The organism is Vandammella animalimorsus (assembly GCF_002285265.1).
GTDB lineage: Bacteria > Pseudomonadota > Gammaproteobacteria > Burkholderiales > Burkholderiaceae_C > Lampropedia.
Map to the genome: position 1 here is coordinate 1 of NZ_NSJB01000010.1, position 16,996 is coordinate 16,996.

The 16,996-nt window shown below is 66.8% G+C and carries 17 protein-coding genes and 1 other RNA gene; 4 read left to right on the forward strand and 14 right to left on the reverse strand.

Features of this window, described 5'->3' with window-relative positions; all coding sequences use genetic code 11:
• Positions 1-225 precede the first annotated feature (225 nt).
• From CK625_RS10840 to ruvB, 13 genes are all read right to left on the reverse strand, one after another.
• A complete protein-coding gene (locus CK625_RS10840) occupies positions 226-1,791 on the reverse strand; it encodes a DegQ family serine endoprotease (RefSeq protein WP_095540346.1) in 1,566 nt (521 codons plus the stop codon).
• 218 nt (positions 1,792-2,009) lie between these two features.
• Positions 2,010-2,816, reverse strand: coding sequence for an RseA family anti-sigma factor (locus tag CK625_RS10845; RefSeq protein ID WP_095540411.1), 807 nt, complete (start codon positions 2,814-2,816; stop codon positions 2,010-2,012).
• A gap of 81 nt (positions 2,817-2,897) precedes the next feature.
• Positions 2,898-3,527: an RNA polymerase sigma factor RpoE gene (gene rpoE / locus CK625_RS10850; RefSeq protein ID WP_095540347.1), complete on the reverse strand. Its 630-nt coding sequence runs from the start codon at positions 3,525-3,527 to the stop codon at positions 2,898-2,900.
• Between the two features lie 106 nt (positions 3,528-3,633).
• On the reverse strand, positions 3,634-4,173 hold the full coding sequence (locus CK625_RS10855) for a hypothetical protein (protein WP_143326262.1): 540 nt from the start codon (positions 4,171-4,173) through the stop codon (positions 3,634-3,636).
• Positions 4,174-4,253: 80 nt separating this feature from the next.
• Positions 4,254-5,498, reverse strand: a complete 1,245-nt coding sequence (fabF, locus tag CK625_RS10860; RefSeq protein ID WP_095540349.1) for a beta-ketoacyl-ACP synthase II — start codon at positions 5,496-5,498, stop codon at positions 4,254-4,256.
• A 105-nt stretch (positions 5,499-5,603) separates the two neighbouring features.
• The gene (acpP, locus tag CK625_RS10865; RefSeq protein WP_095540350.1) at positions 5,604-5,843 is read right to left on the reverse strand and encodes an acyl carrier protein; all 240 of its coding nucleotides are present in this window, start codon (positions 5,841-5,843) and stop codon (positions 5,604-5,606) included.
• Positions 5,844-6,123: 280 nt separating this feature from the next.
• Complete coding sequence (gene fabG / locus CK625_RS10870; RefSeq protein ID WP_095540351.1) at positions 6,124-6,864, reverse strand: 3-oxoacyl-ACP reductase FabG; 741 nt, start codon at positions 6,862-6,864, stop codon at positions 6,124-6,126.
• Entirely contained in the window at positions 6,861-7,820 is a 960-nt protein-coding gene (fabD, locus tag CK625_RS10875) for an ACP S-malonyltransferase (protein WP_095540352.1), read from the reverse strand. Before fabD ends, fabG begins: the two co-directional genes overlap by 4 nt.
• A gap of 109 nt (positions 7,821-7,929) precedes the next feature.
• Positions 7,930-8,907: a beta-ketoacyl-ACP synthase III gene (locus CK625_RS10880; protein ID WP_095540353.1), complete on the reverse strand. Its 978-nt coding sequence runs from the start codon at positions 8,905-8,907 to the stop codon at positions 7,930-7,932.
• Positions 8,908-8,944: 37 nt separating this feature from the next.
• Positions 8,945-9,961 (reverse strand): phosphate acyltransferase PlsX, encoded by a 1,017-nt coding sequence (plsX, locus tag CK625_RS10885; RefSeq protein WP_275250572.1) that lies wholly within the window; start codon positions 9,959-9,961, stop codon positions 8,945-8,947.
• A 344-nt stretch (positions 9,962-10,305) separates the two neighbouring features.
• A complete protein-coding gene (gene rpmF, locus CK625_RS10890) occupies positions 10,306-10,491 on the reverse strand; it encodes a 50S ribosomal protein L32 (RefSeq protein ID WP_095540413.1) in 186 nt (61 codons plus the stop codon).
• 234 nt (positions 10,492-10,725) lie between these two features.
• Positions 10,726-11,328, reverse strand: a complete 603-nt coding sequence (locus tag CK625_RS10895) for a YceD family protein (protein WP_172424893.1) — start codon at positions 11,326-11,328, stop codon at positions 10,726-10,728.
• Between the two features lie 81 nt (positions 11,329-11,409).
• A complete protein-coding gene (gene ruvB / locus CK625_RS10900) occupies positions 11,410-12,480 on the reverse strand; it encodes a Holliday junction branch migration DNA helicase RuvB (RefSeq protein ID WP_095540414.1) in 1,071 nt (356 codons plus the stop codon).
• Between the two features lie 123 nt (positions 12,481-12,603).
• On the opposite strand from ruvB, the gene rnpB reads away from it, so the two are divergent.
• An RNA gene (gene rnpB / locus CK625_RS10905) (RNase P RNA component class A) lies at positions 12,604-12,939 on the forward strand.
• An 18-nt stretch (positions 12,940-12,957) separates the two neighbouring features.
• On the opposite strand, the gene CK625_RS10910 is transcribed toward rnpB, so the two are convergent.
• The gene (locus CK625_RS10910; protein WP_095540355.1) at positions 12,958-13,428 is read right to left on the reverse strand and encodes a Crp/Fnr family transcriptional regulator; all 471 of its coding nucleotides are present in this window, start codon (positions 13,426-13,428) and stop codon (positions 12,958-12,960) included.
• 306 nt (positions 13,429-13,734) lie between these two features.
• Between CK625_RS10910 and CK625_RS10915 the strand changes: the two genes are divergently transcribed.
• The 3 genes from CK625_RS10915 to CK625_RS10925 all read left to right on the forward strand — a co-directional run bounded on the left by CK625_RS10915 (position 13,735) and on the right by CK625_RS10925 (position 16,983).
• Positions 13,735-14,994 carry a PQQ-dependent sugar dehydrogenase gene (locus CK625_RS10915; RefSeq protein ID WP_238945633.1) on the forward strand — a complete coding sequence of 420 codons (1,260 nt, stop codon included), beginning with the start codon at positions 13,735-13,737 and terminating at the stop codon, positions 14,992-14,994.
• 41 nt (positions 14,995-15,035) lie between these two features.
• The gene (locus CK625_RS10920) at positions 15,036-15,701 is read left to right on the forward strand and encodes an alpha/beta hydrolase (protein ID WP_095540356.1); all 666 of its coding nucleotides are present in this window, start codon (positions 15,036-15,038) and stop codon (positions 15,699-15,701) included.
• Between the two features lie 157 nt (positions 15,702-15,858).
• On the forward strand, positions 15,859-16,983 hold the full coding sequence (locus CK625_RS10925) for a D-alanyl-D-alanine carboxypeptidase family protein (RefSeq protein WP_095540415.1): 1,125 nt from the start codon (positions 15,859-15,861) through the stop codon (positions 16,981-16,983).
• Positions 16,984-16,996: the final 13 nt, after the last annotated feature.

Genomic DNA, 16,996 nt, shown 5'->3' on the forward strand with positions numbered 1-16,996 from the left:
CGGCGAGCGCACGGTGGATGCGCTGTGGCGGCGCATGGGGCAACTGGTTGATCTGTTCTCGGCTCAAGAGTGTGCCAATTACTTCAGATCAGCTGGATATGTAATTAATTAAATCGAAAATGCTCTAATCCATGCCTTCGCAGAACAAAAAAGCGCACGTCCCATGGCTGGCAAGTGCGCTTTTTGCTGCAACCGCCCGCCATTGGGCGGCGGCTGGTGTGGGCTTCAGCCCTGTGGGCGGATCAGCACGTATTGGGCCCAGTCGTCGCGGCGGATGAGCACGCTGATGGGGCGCTTGGCGTCGGCCTTGCCCAATGCGGTATCGAAGTCCTGGCGGTTGAGCACTTCGGTCTGGCCGATGGCCAGCACCACGTCGCCCACTTCGATGCCTGCCTGTTCGGCAGCGCCGCTGACGGCGCTGATGCGCACGCCGCCGCGCACGCCCAGGGTTTTCTTCTCGGCCTCGCTCAAGTCCTGGGCGGCCAGGCCAAAGGCGTTGGCCTTGGCCTGCTCCTGCTGGGATGCGCCGCCGCTGCGCGCGCCGCCCGCTTCGTTGGCGCTGGCAGGGGTTTCGCCCACGGTGATGTTCAGTTGCTGGGTCTTGCCGTGGCGGAAGATTTGCAGCGTGCCTTGGCTGCCGGGGGCGGTGCTGCCGACCAGGCGCGGCAGGTCGGAGACGCTGTCAATGGCTTTGCCGTTGAAATGGGTGATGATGTCGCCGGCCTGCAGGCCAGCGCTGGCCGCTGGCGAATCGGGCTCGACGGCCGAGACCAGGGCGCCGGCGTTGCGCCGCTGCAGCCCGAGGGATTCGGCCACTTCGGCGCTGACCGGGCCGATGCGCACGCCGATGCGCCCGCGCACAACGCGGCCGTTGCCCTTGAGCTGCTCGCTCACCTGCATGGCCTCGTCGATGGGGATGGCAAAGGAGATGCCCATGAAGCCGCCCGAGCGCGAGTAGATCTGGCTGTTGATGCCCACGACTTCGCCGCGCATGTTCAGCAGCGGCCCGCCAGAGTTGCCAGGGTTGACGGCCACGTCGGTCTGGATGAAGGGCAGGTAGCTGCCGGTGTCGCGCTGCTTGGCGCTGACGATGCCAGCGGTCACGCTGTTTTCCAGCCCGAAGGGCGAGCCGATGGCCATGACCCATTCACCGACTTTGAGCTGCTCGACGTTGCCGATGCGCACGGTGGGCAGGTTGTGCGCGTCGATTTTGATCAGGGCCACGTCGGTGCGCTCGTCCGAGCCGATGACCTTGGCCTTGAATTCACGCTGGTCGGTCAGGGTGACGATGACGTCTTCCGAGCCCTCCACGACGTGGTGATTGGTGAGGATGTAGCCATCGCCGCTGATGATGAAGCCCGAGCCAACGCCGTTGGGCACGGTGCGCGATTCAGAGTCGCCGCGCGGGCCGCGGCGCTGGGGCGGCATGCCAGGCACGGGCAGGCCGAACTGACGGAAGAATTCCATCATGTCTTCGTCCATGCCGGGCAGGCCGCCGCGCAGGCCGCGCATGGGCACGCGGGCCGTGGTGCGAATGTTGACCACCGATGGGCCCACGCGCTCGACCAGCTGCGTGAAGTCGGGCAGGCCGCCGACCACGACCGCGGGCGCGGCGATCGCCGGCGCGGCCGGTTGCTCGGCCTGGCTGGGGCTGCTGTGCAACGCCAAAGCGCCGCTGGCGACCAGCAGCAGCGTGGCCGCGGCCCCAGCCACGCGATGCGCTCTGCGCTGTGGCTGTGCTGCAGCCTGGAAGGCCGGGGGAGTGGAAACGGTGTGGTGGGAGTGGTGCATGGTGGATTCGACCTCTTGTGATGCTGCGGGAAAAGATCCGGGGCCGGCGCGATTGCCATGCCCAGCGGCGTTGTCTATGAAACGGCCCGGGGCATTTGGTTCCAGCCAGCGCACATTTCGCAATCACGGCTGGGGCCATGGCGCGGCTTTGCGGGCGCCGCAGACCGCCCCAATCCGCGTCATTGCCCGCCCACGCAGGGATTTGAACTGGTTCTTTCTTATGGCGCGCTGCGGCCCGCCACGCTGGCGTTGCGCAGAAATGGGGCTGGCTGTTGCAGCGCCTGGGTGTTGGCGTAATGGCGATTGAGCAGCTCATCGAGCTGCGGATCGCGGATCAGCACGCCCTGGCCCACTGGCGGCGCTGGCGGCACTGGCGGCACTGGCCCCACGGCACTGGCCGTGGCGCTGGCGGCCGTGGTGGTCAACGCGGCGGCTGGCGCGGCCTCTTGGCGTTGCACCGGCGCACTGGCCAGTTGCTGACCGCCTAAGCCCGGGCCGGAGAGCAGCGAGAAACCATGCCAGCCCATGGCGGCCACGGCCGCCACCGAGGCCAGGCCAGCAGCGACTTTCCAGCGCAGCACGGCGGCATTGGCGGCCTCTTGCGGCATGGCGGCCGCGGCTGGCTGCTGCGTCTGAATGCCGGGCTGCCCGGGCGCGCCCGCCTGGGATGGCTGCTGCGCCGTGGCGCGCGTCAGGGCCTCAGGGGTCTGCTCGGCCAGGCGCAGGCGCAGGCGCTGCAGAAAGAGCGCCGAGTCGCTGGCCGGCGCGGCCGGCTCGACCGGCCTGCGCAGGCATTGACCGATGAGCTGGTAGTGCTGCCAGGCCAGCAAGGGCTGCGGCAAGCCGGCATCGCCATGCGCGCTGCACAGGGCGTCGATGTGCTGCATGAGCTGACTGCACTGCTGGGCCTGCAGCTCGCCATCGGCCAGCGCCGAGAGCCATTCACGCACCGTCTCTGGCGTAGCGCCGATAGGCTGTGCGCCACCGATCGCGGCGTGGGGTGGGGAGGGGCTATGGGCAGTCATGGGCATCACCTGCAGGAGGGCAAAGGCACAGGGCTTGGGAGTTCTCTGGTTAGGAGCAACAAGGCAAGAGGCTGCGGGGCGCTACCAGCGCTTGCCGCTGCGGTTTTCCAGCAATGGCTTGACTTTGCTGGCAATGGCTTCACGGGCGCGGAAGATGCGCGAGCGCACGGTGCCGATGGGGCAATTCATGGCCTGCGCGATGTCCTCATAGCTCAGGCCCTCGATCTCACGCAGCGTGATGGCCTGACGCAGTTCGTCGGACAGGCCCTCCATCGCCGCATTGACGGCGGTCGCGATCTCCTTGGCGGCCATGAGGGTTTCGGGCGTCTCCGCAGTGCTTGGTTCCCACAGCGGCGCAGAAGTTTCCTCTTCATCATCGCGCTGGCGCAGCGCGCTTTCACTGATGGCGCGGTTGCGCCGCTGATCGGCCAGGGCCTTCTTGGCGGAGTTGATGGCGATGCGGTACAGCCAAGTGTAGAACTGCGCATCGCCACGGAACTGATGCAGCGCGCGGTAAGCGCGGATGAAGGTCTCCTGGGCGATGTCTTCGATCAGTCCGGGATCGCGCACCATGCGGCCGATAAGCCGCTCGATGCGGCGCTGGTATTTGAGCACCAGCAGCTCGAAGCTGCGTTGATCGCCCGCCAGGGTGCGCTCGACCAGCTGCCAGTCGCTGGAGGCTTCACGGGGGGCCGAGGGCGTGTCTGTCATTCGGGATGAAAAGGGAAATGGGGCGCCTGCCAAGGAGAGTGCGTTGCGCAAAGTCTCATCGCGCGCTTGCGGGCGAGCTGCTGCGATGCGCCAGGCGCCAGGAAGTTCAATGCCTGGCCCCAGGGCGGCGGCCCAGGCGCTGCCAATGGTATAGCGTGCGCCGCACATCGCTCCACAGCGCGGGGGCCTGCGCCTGCTCGATCCACAGCCAGCGGGGCGCGGCGTTGCCATCTGGCCTGCCGATGGCTTGCGGCCATGCGGGCGGGCCTTGCCGCAGCAGCATGAAGTGCTGCCCATCCCAGACAATTTCAAGGTCCAGCCCGGGCTGCGCGTCAGTGGCGACGGCTTGGTCGCTGGCCTCAAGGCTTTGCTGCTGACCTGCCGCCCAATGCCATGCCGCCCCATTCCAGAACAGCACGCCTTGCGCACTGCGCCGCCAGTGCCGCCAGGCCAGGGCGCTGCAAAGCAGCGAAGCCAGCGTCAACAGCAGGCCCACCGTCAAGGCCGCTGGTCGGCCCTGCCAGCCGGCGTACAGGCTCCAGAGCAGCGGCGGCAGCAGGGCCGCGCCGCAGGCCGCCAAGACGAGAAACCCCGCCCTCGCGCTGCGAGCGACGGGGTAATGAAGGCTGCGAGGGGCGTAGCGCATGAGGCATGGCTCATCCACGCCAGACCAAGACCACGGTCACCACGCAGGTGCGCGGTGACTGCCAAACAGGCTCTTGGCTCTCAGACTCGCTTGAACACCAAGGTGCCATTGGTGCCGCCAAAACCGAAGTTGTTCTTGACGGCCACATTCAGCTTGGCATCGCGCGCGGTGTTGGCGCAGTAGTCCAGATCGCACTCGGGATCGGGATTGTGCAAGTTGATGGTGGGCGGGATTTTCTGATCGTGCAGCGCCATCACGGTAAAGACGCTCTCCAGCCCCCCGGCGCCGCCGAGCAAATGGCCTGTCATGGACTTGGTGGAGCTGACCACGATCTTGTGCGCATGGTCGCCAAAGGCGGCCTTGATGGCATTGCTTTCGTTGACATCGCCCAGCGGCGTGGAAGTGCCATGGGCATTGAGGTAGTCCACCTCGTCGATGTTGACGCCGGCGTTGCGCAAGGCATTGAGCATGGCGCGGCGCGGCCCATCGATGTTGGGGGCGGTGATGTGGCTGGCGTCGGCGCTCATGCCAAAGCCGGCCACTTCGGCATAGATGCGCGCGCCGCGCGCCTTGGCGTGCTCGTACTCTTCCAGCACCAGAATGCCCGCGCCCTCGCCCAGCACGAAGCCATCGCGGTCCTTGTCCCAGGGGCGCGAAGCGGCCTGCGGATCGTCATTGCGCGTGGACAGCGCCTTCATCGCGGCGAAACCGCCAATGCCCAACGGGCAAACGGTGGACTCCGCGCCGCCGGCGAGCATCACGTCGGCGTCGCCGTACTCGATCAGCCGGGCCGCATCGCCAATGCAGTGCAGGCCCGTCGTGCAGGCCGTGACCAGCGACAGGTTCGGCCCCTTGAGGCCGAGCCGGATGGAAACCTGGCCCGCCACCAGATTGATGATGGTGGAGGGCACGAAGAATGGGGAAATGCGCCGCGCCCCACGGGTCATGAAGTCGCCGTGGTTGGCTTCGATCAGCGGCAGGCCGCCAATGCCCGAGCCAATGACGGCCCCGAAACGCTCGGCCTGCGCATCGCTGAGCGCTTCGCCCGCCGGCAAGCCCGCATCGGCATAGGCCTGGTGTGCCGCCACGATGCCGTAATGGATGAAGGTATCCATCGTGCGGGCTTCTTTGGCATTGATGTAGGGGCCGATGTCCAGATCGCGGACTTCCCCGGCGATTTTCGCGGCGAAGTCCGACACGTCGAACTTGGTGATGGGGCCGATGCCCGACTTGCCGGCCAGGATATTGGCCCACGCTTGCGGGACCGTGTTGCCCACCGGGCTGACGCAGCCCAACCCGGTGACAACGACTCTGCGTCGACTCATGCGGTGAGATCCTTCAACGGTGTAAGCGCAATCCTGCCCGCGTCAAGCCAAAGAAAAGGCGCCCGGGCAGGCGGCGCACTGTGCTTGCCAAGCGAAAGGCCGGGCTCAGGCCTTGTGGTGGGAATTGGCGTAGTCGATGGCGGCTTGAACGGTGGTGATCTTCTCAGCGTCCTCGTCCGGAATCTCGATTTCGAACTCGTCTTCCAGCGCCATGACCAATTCCACGGTGTCCAGAGAATCAGCGCCCAGATCTGTCACGAAGGACTTCTCATTGGTCACCTGGGACTCTTCAACGCCCAGCTGCTCTGCAATGATTTTCTTAACGCGTGCTTCGATATCGCTCATGTATGGTCCCTTGAGGGTAGTCAATGTGAACCCGGAATTTTAGTCGTTCCCACATCGGCTGCAGAAAAACCGGCCGCCCGGGCAATGCGGCACAAGAAAAGAAAGCGACACCTCGCCAGCTTGGCGGGTATCAACACGGTCGTAATGGTACCGTAGAACCTGTTTTCGCCCCGACCGCCGCCATCAGTGGCAACCCGCTGTCACGCAGCGCAAAAACACGCTAGGGAAGAGGAGTCTGGCCAACTTGCGGCAAGCGGGCCGGGCGCACCACAGGGCGGCATCACATCAGCATGCCGCCGTTGACCTGCAGCTCCTGACCGGTCACATAGCCGGCGCGCGGCGAAGCCAGGTAGGCCACGGCGGCGGCGATGTCCTCGGGCGCGCCCATGCGCCCCAGCGGAATCTGGGTCTTGAGGGCCTGCTGCTGGGCCTCGGGCAGGGCGGCTGTCATGTCGGTGGCAATGAAGCCCGGCGCCACGCAGTTGACGGTGATGCCGCGGCTGCCCAACTCGCGCGCCAGCGCGCGGGTCATGCCGGCCACGCCGGCCTTGGCGGCGGCGTAGTTGGCCTGGCCGATGTTGCCCATCGCGCCGACCACGCTGGTGATGCTGATGATGCGACCGTAGCGCTGCTTCATCATGGGCTTGATGGCCGCGCGGCTGATGTGGAAGACGGCATGCAGATTGGTATCCAGCACGGCATCCCAGTCCTCGTTCTTCATGCGCATGGCCAGGGTATCGCGCGTGATGCCGGCGTTGTTGACCAGCACGTGCAGCGCCCCATGCTGCTTGACGATGTCCTCGATCAGCGCCTCGCTGGCTGCGGCGTCGTTGACGTCGAGCACCGCTCCGCGGTGCTCGCCGCCCAGCGCAGCGCCGATCTTCTCGGCCCCAGCGGCGCTGGTGGCGGTGCCGATGACGCGGTAGCCCTGCGCGGCCAGTTCCTTGGCGATGGCCGCGCCGATGCCGCGCGAAGCCCCGGTGACCAGGGCGATTTGTCCGGTGGTGGTGTCTGTGCTCATTGCAATGCTTCCTTTGCTGTTTGCAGGCTGGCGGGATCGCAGATGGCTGCGGCCTGTACCTGGCCATCGGGGATGATGCGCCGCACCATGCCGGTCAGCGCATTGCCCGGCCCGCATTCGATGATGTGGCTCAGGCCGCGGCGCTGCATGGCCTGCACGCATTCGACCCAGCGCACCGGGCCAAAAGCCTGGCGATACAGCGCATCGCGGATGGCCTCGGCCTCCTGCTGCACGGCCACGTCGATGTTGTTGATGACGTCGATGCGTGGCGTCTGGATGTCCAGCTGCTGCAGCGCTTGGCGCAGCTTTTCGGCCGCCGGCCGCATCAGGCTGGAATGAAACGGCGCCGACACCGGCAGCGGCAGCACCCGCTTGGCGCCAGCCTCCTTGAGCGCTGGCGCTGCCGCATCGACCCCGGCCTTGGTGCCGGCGATGACGGTCTGGTTCGGGTCGTTGAAGTTCACGGCCTCGACCACATCGACGCTGCCCTGGGCCTGCAGTTGCTGTGTGGTCTGTGCGCACACGGCCTGCACCTGCTCGGCGGCCAAGCCCAGCACGGCGGCCATGGCGCCAGCCCCGACGGGCACGGCCTCCTGCATGGCTGCGGCGCGCAGGCGCACCAGCGGCGCGGCCTGGGCCAGCGTCAGCGCGCCAGCGGCCACCAGGGCCGAATACTCGCCCAGCGAGTGGCCGGCCAGCACCGCTGGGTCTGCGCCGCCTTCGGCCTTCCAGGCGCGCCAGGCCGCAACGCCGGCCACCAGCATCACGGGCTGGGTGTTGGTGGTCAGGGCCAGGGCCTCCTTGGGGCCTTCATGGATCAGCCGCGCCAGGTCTTCGCCCAAGGCATCGCTGGCTTCTTGCAGGGTCTGCGCCACGGCGGGGTGCTCGCCCCAGACGTCCAGCATGCCAACGGCCTGGGAGCCCTGGCCGGGAAAAACGAAAGCAAATGCGCTCATGGTCGCTCCATCAAACTGCCAATGAATCGGGAAGGGGTGGCGAGGCGATGCGCCCTGCGCCACGCCACATGCCATACGCCACGCATCACATGGCGCGGGGCGTGCTGCGTCACATCTGCACCAGCACCGAGCCCCAGGTGAAGCCGCCGCCCACGCCTTCCATCAGCACGCGCTGGCCGGGCTGGATCTGCCCGGCGCGCACCGCGTGGTCCAGCGCCAGCGGAATCGACGCCGCTGAGGTGTTGCCGTGCTCGTGCACGGTCACGACGACGCGCTCGGTGGGCACCCGCAGCTTGCGGGCCGTGCTTTGCATGATGCGGATGTTGGCCTGGTGCGGCACCAGCCAGTCGATGTCGCTGAGCTGCAGGCCGGCCTTGTCCAACGTGGCGCGAGCCGTCTTTTCGAGCACACCGACGGCCAGCTTGAAGACGGCCTGGCCGTCCATGTGCAGCAGTGGCGTGCCCAGCACCTGGCCACCATAGACGTTGCCTGGCACACACAAAATCTCGCGATGCCGACCATCGGCATGGATGTCGCAGGCCAGCACGCCCGGCTGTTGCGAGGCCTCAAGCACCACAGCCCCAGCCCCATCGCCGAACAGCACGCAGGTGGTGCGGTCGTTGAAGTCCAGAATGCGACTGAACACCTCCGCTCCGACCACCAGGGCCGTGCGGGCGCTGCCGGCGCGGATCATGGCATCGGCCACGGTCAGGGCATAGATGAAGCCGCTGCACACGGCCTGCACATCAAAAGCCGGGCATCCGCTGATACCCAGCTTGTTCTGCAAAATGCTGGCCGTCGATGGGAATACCATGTCAGGCGTAGAGGTGGCAACGATGATCAGGTCCAGCTCCTGCGCTTCTCGGCCTGCTGCCTGCAGGGCCTGCTGGGCCGCGGGCAAGGCCAGGGCGCTGCTGGGCACATCGCGCTCGGCGAAGTGACGCGCCTGGATGCCAGTGCGCTCGACGATCCATTCGTCCGAAGTTTCAATGCCGCGCTGGGCCAGCTGCTCGGCCAGCTGCTGATTGGTCACCCTGTTGGGTGGCAGGTAACTGCCCGTGCCGGTAATTCTGGAGTAGGTCTGCATGACTAGGGCCTGTGGTGCGTGCGGTGCCCGCCACGGTTCAAAACAGCGTGGCGGCCTGTTGCACCCGGTGTTGGATTTTCTGCAGCAATTGGTGCTCGGCGGCGTCGATGGCCTTGCTCAAGGCGTGCTCGAATGCCAACTGGTCGGCGCTGCCGTGGCTTTTGAACACCAGGCCGCGCAGGCCCAGCAGGGCCGCGCCGTTGTGGCGCCGGTGGTCTACGCGGCGCTTGAAGGCATTGAGCACCGGCATGGCGCACAGGGCCGCCAGGCGCGTGAAGGCATTGCGCGAGAACTCCTGCTTGAGGATGGTCGAAACCATGGAAGCCAGGCCCTCGGTCGCCTTGAGCGTGACGTTGCCGACAAAGCCGTCGCAGACCACGATGTCGGTCGTCCCCTTGAAAATGTCGTTGCCTTCGACGTTGCCGTAGTAGTGGATCAGCGATTTCTGATCGGCCTCGCGCAGCAGCTCGGCCGCGCGCTTGATCATGTCATTGCCCTTGATGGCTTCGGAGCCGATGTTGAGCAGGCCCACACTGGGCTTGTCGCGCGATTTCAGCGCCATGTCCAGCGCCGAGCCCAGCACGGCAAACTGCAGCAGATGGTGCTCGGTGCAGTCCACATTGGCGCCCAGATCCAGCACCGTAGTGGCGCCACCGGTGACATTGGGCAATGGATAGGCAATGGCCGGGCGCTCGATGCCGTCGAGCGTCTTGAGCACATAGCGCGCAATGGCCATCAACGCGCCTGTGTTGCCTGCCGAAACCGCCGCTTGGGCACGCCCCTCCTTGACCAGCTCCAGGGCTATGCGCATCGAAGAGCGCTTCTTGTGACGCATGGCAACCTCGACCGGGTCGTCCATGGCGACGACTTCCTCGGCATGCACCAACTCGGCGCGCGGGTGCGCGATTGCCCCCAGGGCATCGCTGCGCCCCACCAGCAGCAGGCGCAGCTGCGCATGGCGCTCCAGCAATGCCAGGCAGGCAGGCACGGTCACGCTGGGGCCGTGGTCGCCCCCCATGCAATCGACGGCGATGGTGGTTGCTTGATCAGCCAAGAGCTTGCTGTCCTTATGTGCGCTGTATGTGCGAGTGCGCGGCAGGCAGGCGCCACTGTCGGCGCCTGCTGTCAGCGTTGCGCCCAACCGCCCGCACACCGGCCAGCCCGGAAAAAGCCCAAGGGCATGGTCTGCGCTTGGGCGGTTTGTTTGTGTGTCTGTGGCAATACGACCGATTAGGCCGGCATCTGCGGCGCCGGGGCGAAAGGCCGCGTGCTCAAAACCGCTGCAGGCCGGCGATGCAAGAGCAGTAGCCTGCCACGGCGCAGGCCATGTGCCCAAACACAGGCCAAGGCGCTGGAGCGCCCCAGTCAGACACTGTGATGATTGGGCCTGGCCCCCGATCAGACCTCGGCAGACTTGCTCTTGAGCACGCGGCGGCCACGGTAAAAGCCGTCCGGGCTGATGTGGTGGCGCAGATGCACTTCGCCGGTGGTTGGCTCAATGGCCATACCAGGGGCCTTCAGCGCATTGTGCGAACGGTGCATGCCACGCTTGGAAGGCGACTTTTTGTTTTGTTGAACGGCCATGATCGGCTCCTGAAAAAAAGACGCACGCCCCACTTGACTGGCCATTGGCAACCTTGGCGGCCAATAGGCAAAGCAGCGTGCGAGATGGATGAATGGGAAATGGCGCGGCGCAAAAAAACACAGCCTTAAAGGCCGGCACTTTTTGCGCAAAAGTCGGCAATTATAGGCGATGCTGCCCGGCACTGCCAAGGCGCATGGCACTCTGCCTCAAAGGAAGGCCGGGGTCTGCCTGGATCAATCGGCTTGCTCGCCACCGTCACCACCATTGCCTGCCTGCAAGGGCCGGGTGGCCAGGTGGGCCAGCTGGGCGAATGGATTGCGCTTTTGCGCCTGGGCTGCGTCGAAGGCAGCATCCTGGTGCACCAGCGGTGCTGGCGGCGTGCAGTCCGCATGCTTGGCCACCGGGGGCAAGGCCATGAGCAAATCGTCCTCGATCAGCGCCAGCAGATCCAACGGGCCACTTTCCAGCGACAGCACGTCCTCTTGCGCGTCTTCGTCCTCGGCCTCGGCCTGGGCCTCGGTGGCGACAAAGCGAAACCACTGGTCGCTGCTGACCGTGATGGGCACGGGCTGCAGGCAACGCTGGCATTGCAGCAGCAAGATGGTCTGAGCCTGGCAGTGCAGCCACGGCGCGGCCTGGCCGTCGGCGCTGCGGCGCATGCTGGCCTGCGCCTGCCAGTGCACGCTGGCGGCTGGCGCGGCATCGCCCAAGAATCCGCCCAAGGATTCGCGCGCCAGACGCGGGAATTCATGCAGCGCCGTCTCCTGACTGATCTGGCCGCCTGCCTGGGCAAAGGCCAGCACGTCCAGCCGGCGTGGGTTGAAGTTTTTTTCCATGTGTCGATGAAGAAGAAAGGCGGGGGATGCACACCATCGCACCATCGCGCCGGCCATGGCGCGGCCTGCTTTGACAGGCGCTCAACCAAACAAATCGCCGCCCTGGCGCTCGGGGGCCAGCAGGCCAAAGTGGCGGTAGGCGGCGGCCGTGGCCACCCGCCCGCGCGGCGTGCGCTGCAAGAAGCCTTGCTGGATCAGGTAGGGCTCGATCACGTCCTCGATGGTGCCTGGCTCCTCGCCAATGCTGGCGGCGATGTTGTCCAGGCCAACGGGGCCGCCGTCAAAACGCTGCAGCACGGCCTCCAGCAGCTTGCGATCCATCAGGTCGAAGCCTTCCGGGTCCACGTCCAGCAGGGCCAGCGCCTGGCGCGCCATCTCCAGCGTGATGCGGCCCGTGCCCTTGACGTCGGCGTAGTCGCGGATGCGCCGCAGCAGGCGGTTGGCGATGCGCGGCGTGCCGCGCGAGCGCCGCGCCACTTCCAGGCTGGCGTCGTCGTCAATGGGCGCGTCCAGCAGGCCGGCGCTGCGGCGCACGATGTGCGCCAGCTCCTCAGGGCTGTAGAACTCCAGCCGCGCCACGATGCCGAAGCGGTCGCGCAAGGGGTTGGTGAGCATGCCCGCGCGCGTGGTCGCGCCCACCAGCGTGAAGGGCTGCAGGTCGAGCTTGATGCTGCGCGCCGCCGGCCCTTCGCCGATCATGATGTCGATCTGGTAGTCCTCCAGCGCGGGGTAGAGGATTTCCTCCACCACCGGGCTGAGGCGGTGGATTTCGTCGATGAACAGCACGTCGTTCTTTTCCAGACCGGTCAGCAGCGCCGCCAGATCGCGGGGCTTTTCCAGCACCGGGCCGCTGGTCTGGCGCAGGCTTACCCCCAGTTCTGTGGCGATGATGTGGCTGAGCGTGGTCTTGCCCAGGCCGGGCGGGCCAAACAACAGCACGTGGTCCAGCGCTTCGCCGCGCTTGCGCGCCGCGCCAATGAAGATGTTCAATTGCTCGCGCGCCTTGGCCTGGCCCACGTACTCCTGCAGGGCCTTGGGGCGCAACGCGCGCTCGAGCGCCTCCTCGCGGCCTGAGCGCAGCTCGGCGCTGATGAGGCGCTCGGCCCGTGGCGCGGGGCCGTCTGCGGCCCAGCTGTCGGTCTGGATGCTCATGGTGCAAAAAGAGGGAGAAAAACGCCTGCGCAGGCAGGGCGGTTGCGCCGCCGATTCTGCCATGCCTGCCGCAGCGAGCTCAGGCGGCGCGGCCTGCGCTTCATTGCCATAATGCGCGACTGTGAAGCAGGCCAGGCCGCCGCTGATGCCAAGGTGGCAACACAGGCATTGGAGGAACGTCCGGACTGCACAGGGCAGCGTAGCAGGTAACACCTGCCCACCGTGAGGTGAGGATCAGAGCAACAGAGACGAGTCGCCCCGCAGCGCGCTGCGGGGCGGGTGAAACGGGCAATCTCTACGCGCAGCAATACCAAATAGGCATGCGATGAACTGGCTCCGGCGAGCATGCGGGTAGGTAGCACCGAGCTGGCAGGGCGACCTGCCAGCCCAGATTAATGGCGGCCACGCGGCCATGCACATGGCCGTGCACAGAATCCGGCGTATCGGCCTGCTTCACACTTTTTTCCTGGGGCCTGCTCACGCAATGGCGCGGCGGCGGCGGGCATCGCGGCTGCGCCGCGCCAGCGTGGCCGAGGCCAGCTGCACCACATCCAGCGCCACACTGGGATGGCGCTGGTACAGCTCGGTGAACTTCAGGCGCGAGAGCTGCCAGGCGCGCCCGGCCGTGGCCACCTGCGCCGAAGCCTGGCGCGGCATATTGCCCAGAAAGCTGGCCTCGCCAAACACTGTGCCTGAGGACACCAGCGCCACGCGCAGCGTGCCTTTTTCGTTTTCGTAGTGAATGGTCACGCGCCCGCTTTCCAAGAAGTACAGGCTGCGCTCGTCGCGGTAGCGCTGGAACAGCGTCTCGCCCTCCATCAGGTTTGTGGGCGTGAGAAAACCGGCCAGAAGTTCCCAATGATTTGCAGCCAAGGGCTTGCTGATGGCCTCCGGGTCCAGTGGCGCGGCGAAGGCCGCCGCCAAGTCTGCCAGGCGCATGTTGCTCATATCGTCAATCCTTAGAACCTGTTCATATAGTTGCCCACTGCGCGCAAGATTATGTGGGCAAAGCCCGGCGCAGGCCTCATGGGGTTTTGCCGGGCGGCGCAGCGCGCTGCGTTAGGATTGCCGCCTTTTCGTTCTCCACGTCCTTGGCAGATGCGTGCTGCGTGCACACGCCGATCGCCATGCCAAGGGCGGCACAGTATGCAGGATCCGCACTTGAATGCCCGGCCGCAACGGGCCTCCTCTTTTCCTGGCCGGGGCCCCCTGCGCCAGCTGACACAAACAGCGTGCCGCATCACATGGGCCAGCTTGCTTTGCAGCGGCGCGGCTGGCACTGCGCTGGCCCAAAGCGCATCGACCTGGGACATCAGCCAGGCCGAGCCGCTGGTACTGACCGAAATCGCCTTCGGCCTGGAGCAACCCTGGGCTCTGGCCTTTTTGCCCGGCGGCGATTTCCTGGTCACCGAGCGCGAGGGCACGATGCGCGTGGTGCAGGCCAATGGCCGCATCGGCCACCCCATCGCTGGCGTGCCGGCCGTGGCTGCGCAAGGTCAGGGCGGCCTGCTGGACGTGGCGCTGGATCGGCAGTTTGCACAGAACCGCAGGCTGTTTTTCTGCTTCTCCGAACCCGACCCCAGCAATGCCAGCCGCAGCAGCACGGCGCTGGCCTCAGCGCAGCTCAACGAACGCCGCACCCGCCTGGAAAACGTACAGGTCATCTTCCACCAGATGCCGCGCGTGCGCAGCGACGCCCACTTTGGCTGCCGCATCGCTCAGGCGCAGGACGGCTCGCTGTTCCTGGCCTTGGGCGAGCGCTCCATTGCGCGCGAGCAGGCCCAGCGCACCAGCAACCACCTGGGCTCCATCGTGCGCCTGCAGCCCGATGGCAAGCCCTTTGCCGACAACCCCCTGGCCCGCGCCAAGGGCAAGGGCCTGCCCGAGACCTGGAGCTGGGGGCACCGCAACCCGCAAGGGCTTACCATCACCGCCGATGGCGAGCTGTGGGCGCACGAGCATGGCCCGCAAGGCGGCGACGAGTTCAACCACATCCGCGGCGGCGCCAACTACGGCTGGCCGCTGGTGACCTATGGCCGCGCCCAAGGCGCTGGCCCGCGCGCCGGCCAGCCGCGCAAGAATGTCGCGCTGGAGGCGCCCGTGCACTACTGGGGCCAAGCCATTGCGCCCTCGGGCCTGACCTATCTGGACAGCGACCGCTACGGCGCGCAATGGCAAGGCAGCTTCTTCATCGGCTCGCTGCGCCACGGCGCGCTGGTGCGCCTGAAAGTGGTGGACGACGTGGTGCAGCAGGAGTCCTGGCACCGCATTGCCGAAGGCGAGCAGGTGCGCGACGTGCGCCAAGGCCCGGACGGGCTGCTCTACGTGCTGACCGACCGCCCCGATGGCCGCTTGCTGCGCGTGGAGCCGCCCAAGGCGCCCGAGCCCGAGCCCGAGCCAGCCGCCAGCGCTGCGCCGCCGCCTGCCGCGCCCCAACCTTCGGCCGGCGAATTCGAGCCGGTGCACGTCGCGCCGCCAGCGCCTGCGCAGGCCACTGCGCCAGTCGCCCAATGAGTGCGGCGCAGGCCGCAGCACCACCATCACACCCAGCCGCCGTGAACGCACAGACCGAACGACTGACCCTCAGCGGCGCCGCTGGCGCCATCGAAGCCCTTAAAGACCACGCCCAGCTGCAGGGCGGCGCGGCCAAAGCCGGCAGCGCCATCATCACCCACCCGCACCCGCTGTTTGCCGGCACGATGAACAACAAGGTGGTGCAGACCCTGGCGCGCGCCATGGTGGCCACCGGCTGGGATGCCTATCGCTTCAACTTCCGCGGCGTGGGCCAGTCCGAAGGCGTGTACGACGAGGGCCGGGGCGAGGCGCAGGACCTGCTGCAGGTCATCGAGCAAGTGGCCCCGCAGGGGCCACTGGTGCTGGCGGGCTTTTCGTTCGGCACCTACGTCATCAGCCAGGTGCTGGCGCAGCTACAGGCCAGCGGCCGCATCGAGGCCGTGGTGCTGGTGGGCACCGCCGCCAGCCGCTTTGCCGTGGCCCCCATCCCCCAGCCCCTGCACGGGCGCAGCCTGGTGGTGCATGGCGAGCAGGACGACACCGTGCCCATCGGCCCCGTGCTGGACTGGGCGCGGCAACAATCGCTGCCGCTGACGGTCATCCCCGGCGGCGAACACTTCTTCCATGGCCGCCAGGTCCAGCTCAAGGAGCTGGTGGTGCGCCACATGCTGGCCGTGCGGCAAATGCCCCCGCCCGCGCAGCCATGACCCGCCACATCCAAGCCTACAGCCCCGGCCAACCGCCGCAGACCAGCCCAGGCTGCCTGCCATTGGCCTTTTGATGAACACCGTGACCATGCTCAACACCCGAAAGCTTCACCCCTGGCACTGGGCGCACTGCGCCGCGCTGCTGTGCGCCTGTCTGATGCTGCTGCTGGGCGCTGCCGGCGCCCGCGCACAAGTGCCCGCGCCGCCGGAGATCGCCGCGCGCAACTACCTGCTGCTGGACGTCACGGCCAACCAGGTGCTGGCCGCCAAAGACATTGACGCGCCCGTCGAGCAGGCCTCGCTGACCAAGCTGATGACCGCCTACATCGTTTTCGACGCGCTGCGCGCGCGCAAGATCACGCTGGAGCAAAAGCTGCCCGTCAGCGAGCGGGCCTGGAAAATGCCCGGCTCGCGCATGTTCATCGACCCCAAGATGCAAGTGCCCATTGACGACCTGCTCAAGGGCATGATCGTGCAATCGGGCAACGACGCCACCATCGCCCTGGCCGAAGGCGTGGGCGGCACCGTCGAGCACTTCGTCAAGCTCATGAACGACCAGGCCAAGGCCCTGGGCATGGCCCGCACCCAGTACATGAACCCCGAGGGCCTGACCGCGCCGGGCCACCTGACCACGGCGCGCGACCTGAGCGTGCTGGCCGTCAGCCTGATGCGCGAATTCCCCGAATACATGCACTACTACGCCACCAAGGAATACCGCTACCCCGGCACGCCCGCGGCCAACGGCAACAACCGCAACCTGCTGCTGTTTCGCGACCCCACGGTCGATGGCCTGAAAACCGGCTACACCCAGGCAGCGGGCTTTTGCCTGGTGGCCACGGCGCAGCGCGAGACAGCCAACACCGGCGCTCGCCGCCTGCTGTCCATCGTGCTGGGAGCGGAAAGCGAAAACGCCCGCGCCAACGAAAGCCAGAAACTGCTCAACTGGGGCTATACCGCCTTCGATCTGGTCAAGCTCTTCGACGCCGGCCAGGCCATGCAAACCCCCGAGCTGTGGAAAGGCGAGCGCGAAAGCGTCAAGATCGGCAGCCACGAGGCCGTGTACCTGGCGCTGCCCACCGGCTCGGTCGGTCAGGTGCGCACCGTCATCGAGCGCCCCGACCCGCTGCTGGCGCCCGTGCACCTGGATCAGTCGCTGGGCACGCTCAAGATCAGCATCGGCGACCAAACCCTCAAGGGCGTGCCCGTGGTCGCGCTGGAGAGCGTGGGCGAGGCCGGCTTCTTCGGCCGCATGTGGGATTCCATGCTGCTGTGGATCAAATAACCCCCGACTGGCC

Bases quoted from the DNA above. Each gene is read 5' to 3' on its own strand.
- fabD (WP_095540352.1), bottom strand. From the start codon at position 7,820: ATGAGCGCATTTGCTTTCGTTTTTCCCGGCCAGGGCTCCCAGGCCGTT.
- CK625_RS10895 (WP_172424893.1), bottom strand. From the start codon at position 11,328: ATGGAAAAAAACTTCAACCCACGCCGGCTGGACGTGCTGGCCTTTGCC.
- CK625_RS10925 (WP_095540415.1), top strand. From the start codon at position 15,859: ATGCTGCTGCTGGGCGCTGCCGGCGCCCGCGCACAAGTGCCCGCGCCG.
- rpmF (WP_095540413.1), bottom strand. From the start codon at position 10,491: ATGGCCGTTCAACAAAACAAAAAGTCGCCTTCCAAGCGTGGCATGCAC.
- CK625_RS10910 (WP_095540355.1), bottom strand. From the start codon at position 13,428: ATGAGCAACATGCGCCTGGCAGACTTGGCGGCGGCCTTCGCCGCGCCA.
- rpoE (WP_095540347.1), bottom strand. From the start codon at position 3,527: ATGACAGACACGCCCTCGGCCCCCCGTGAAGCCTCCAGCGACTGGCAG.
- CK625_RS10840 (WP_095540346.1), bottom strand. From the start codon at position 1,791: ATGCACCACTCCCACCACACCGTTTCCACTCCCCCGGCCTTCCAGGCT.
- acpP (WP_095540350.1), bottom strand. From the start codon at position 5,843: ATGAGCGATATCGAAGCACGCGTTAAGAAAATCATTGCAGAGCAGCTG.
- CK625_RS10845 (WP_095540411.1), bottom strand. From the start codon at position 2,816: ATGACTGCCCATAGCCCCTCCCCACCCCACGCCGCGATCGGTGGCGCA.
- fabF (WP_095540349.1), bottom strand. From the start codon at position 5,498: ATGAGTCGACGCAGAGTCGTTGTCACCGGGTTGGGCTGCGTCAGCCCG.
- CK625_RS10880 (WP_095540353.1), bottom strand. From the start codon at position 8,907: ATGCAGACCTACTCCAGAATTACCGGCACGGGCAGTTACCTGCCACCC.
- ruvB (WP_095540414.1), bottom strand. From the start codon at position 12,480: ATGAGCATCCAGACCGACAGCTGGGCCGCAGACGGCCCCGCGCCACGG.
- fabG (WP_095540351.1), bottom strand. From the start codon at position 6,864: ATGAGCACAGACACCACCACCGGACAAATCGCCCTGGTCACCGGGGCT.
- CK625_RS10855 (WP_143326262.1), bottom strand. From the start codon at position 4,173: ATGCGCTACGCCCCTCGCAGCCTTCATTACCCCGTCGCTCGCAGCGCG.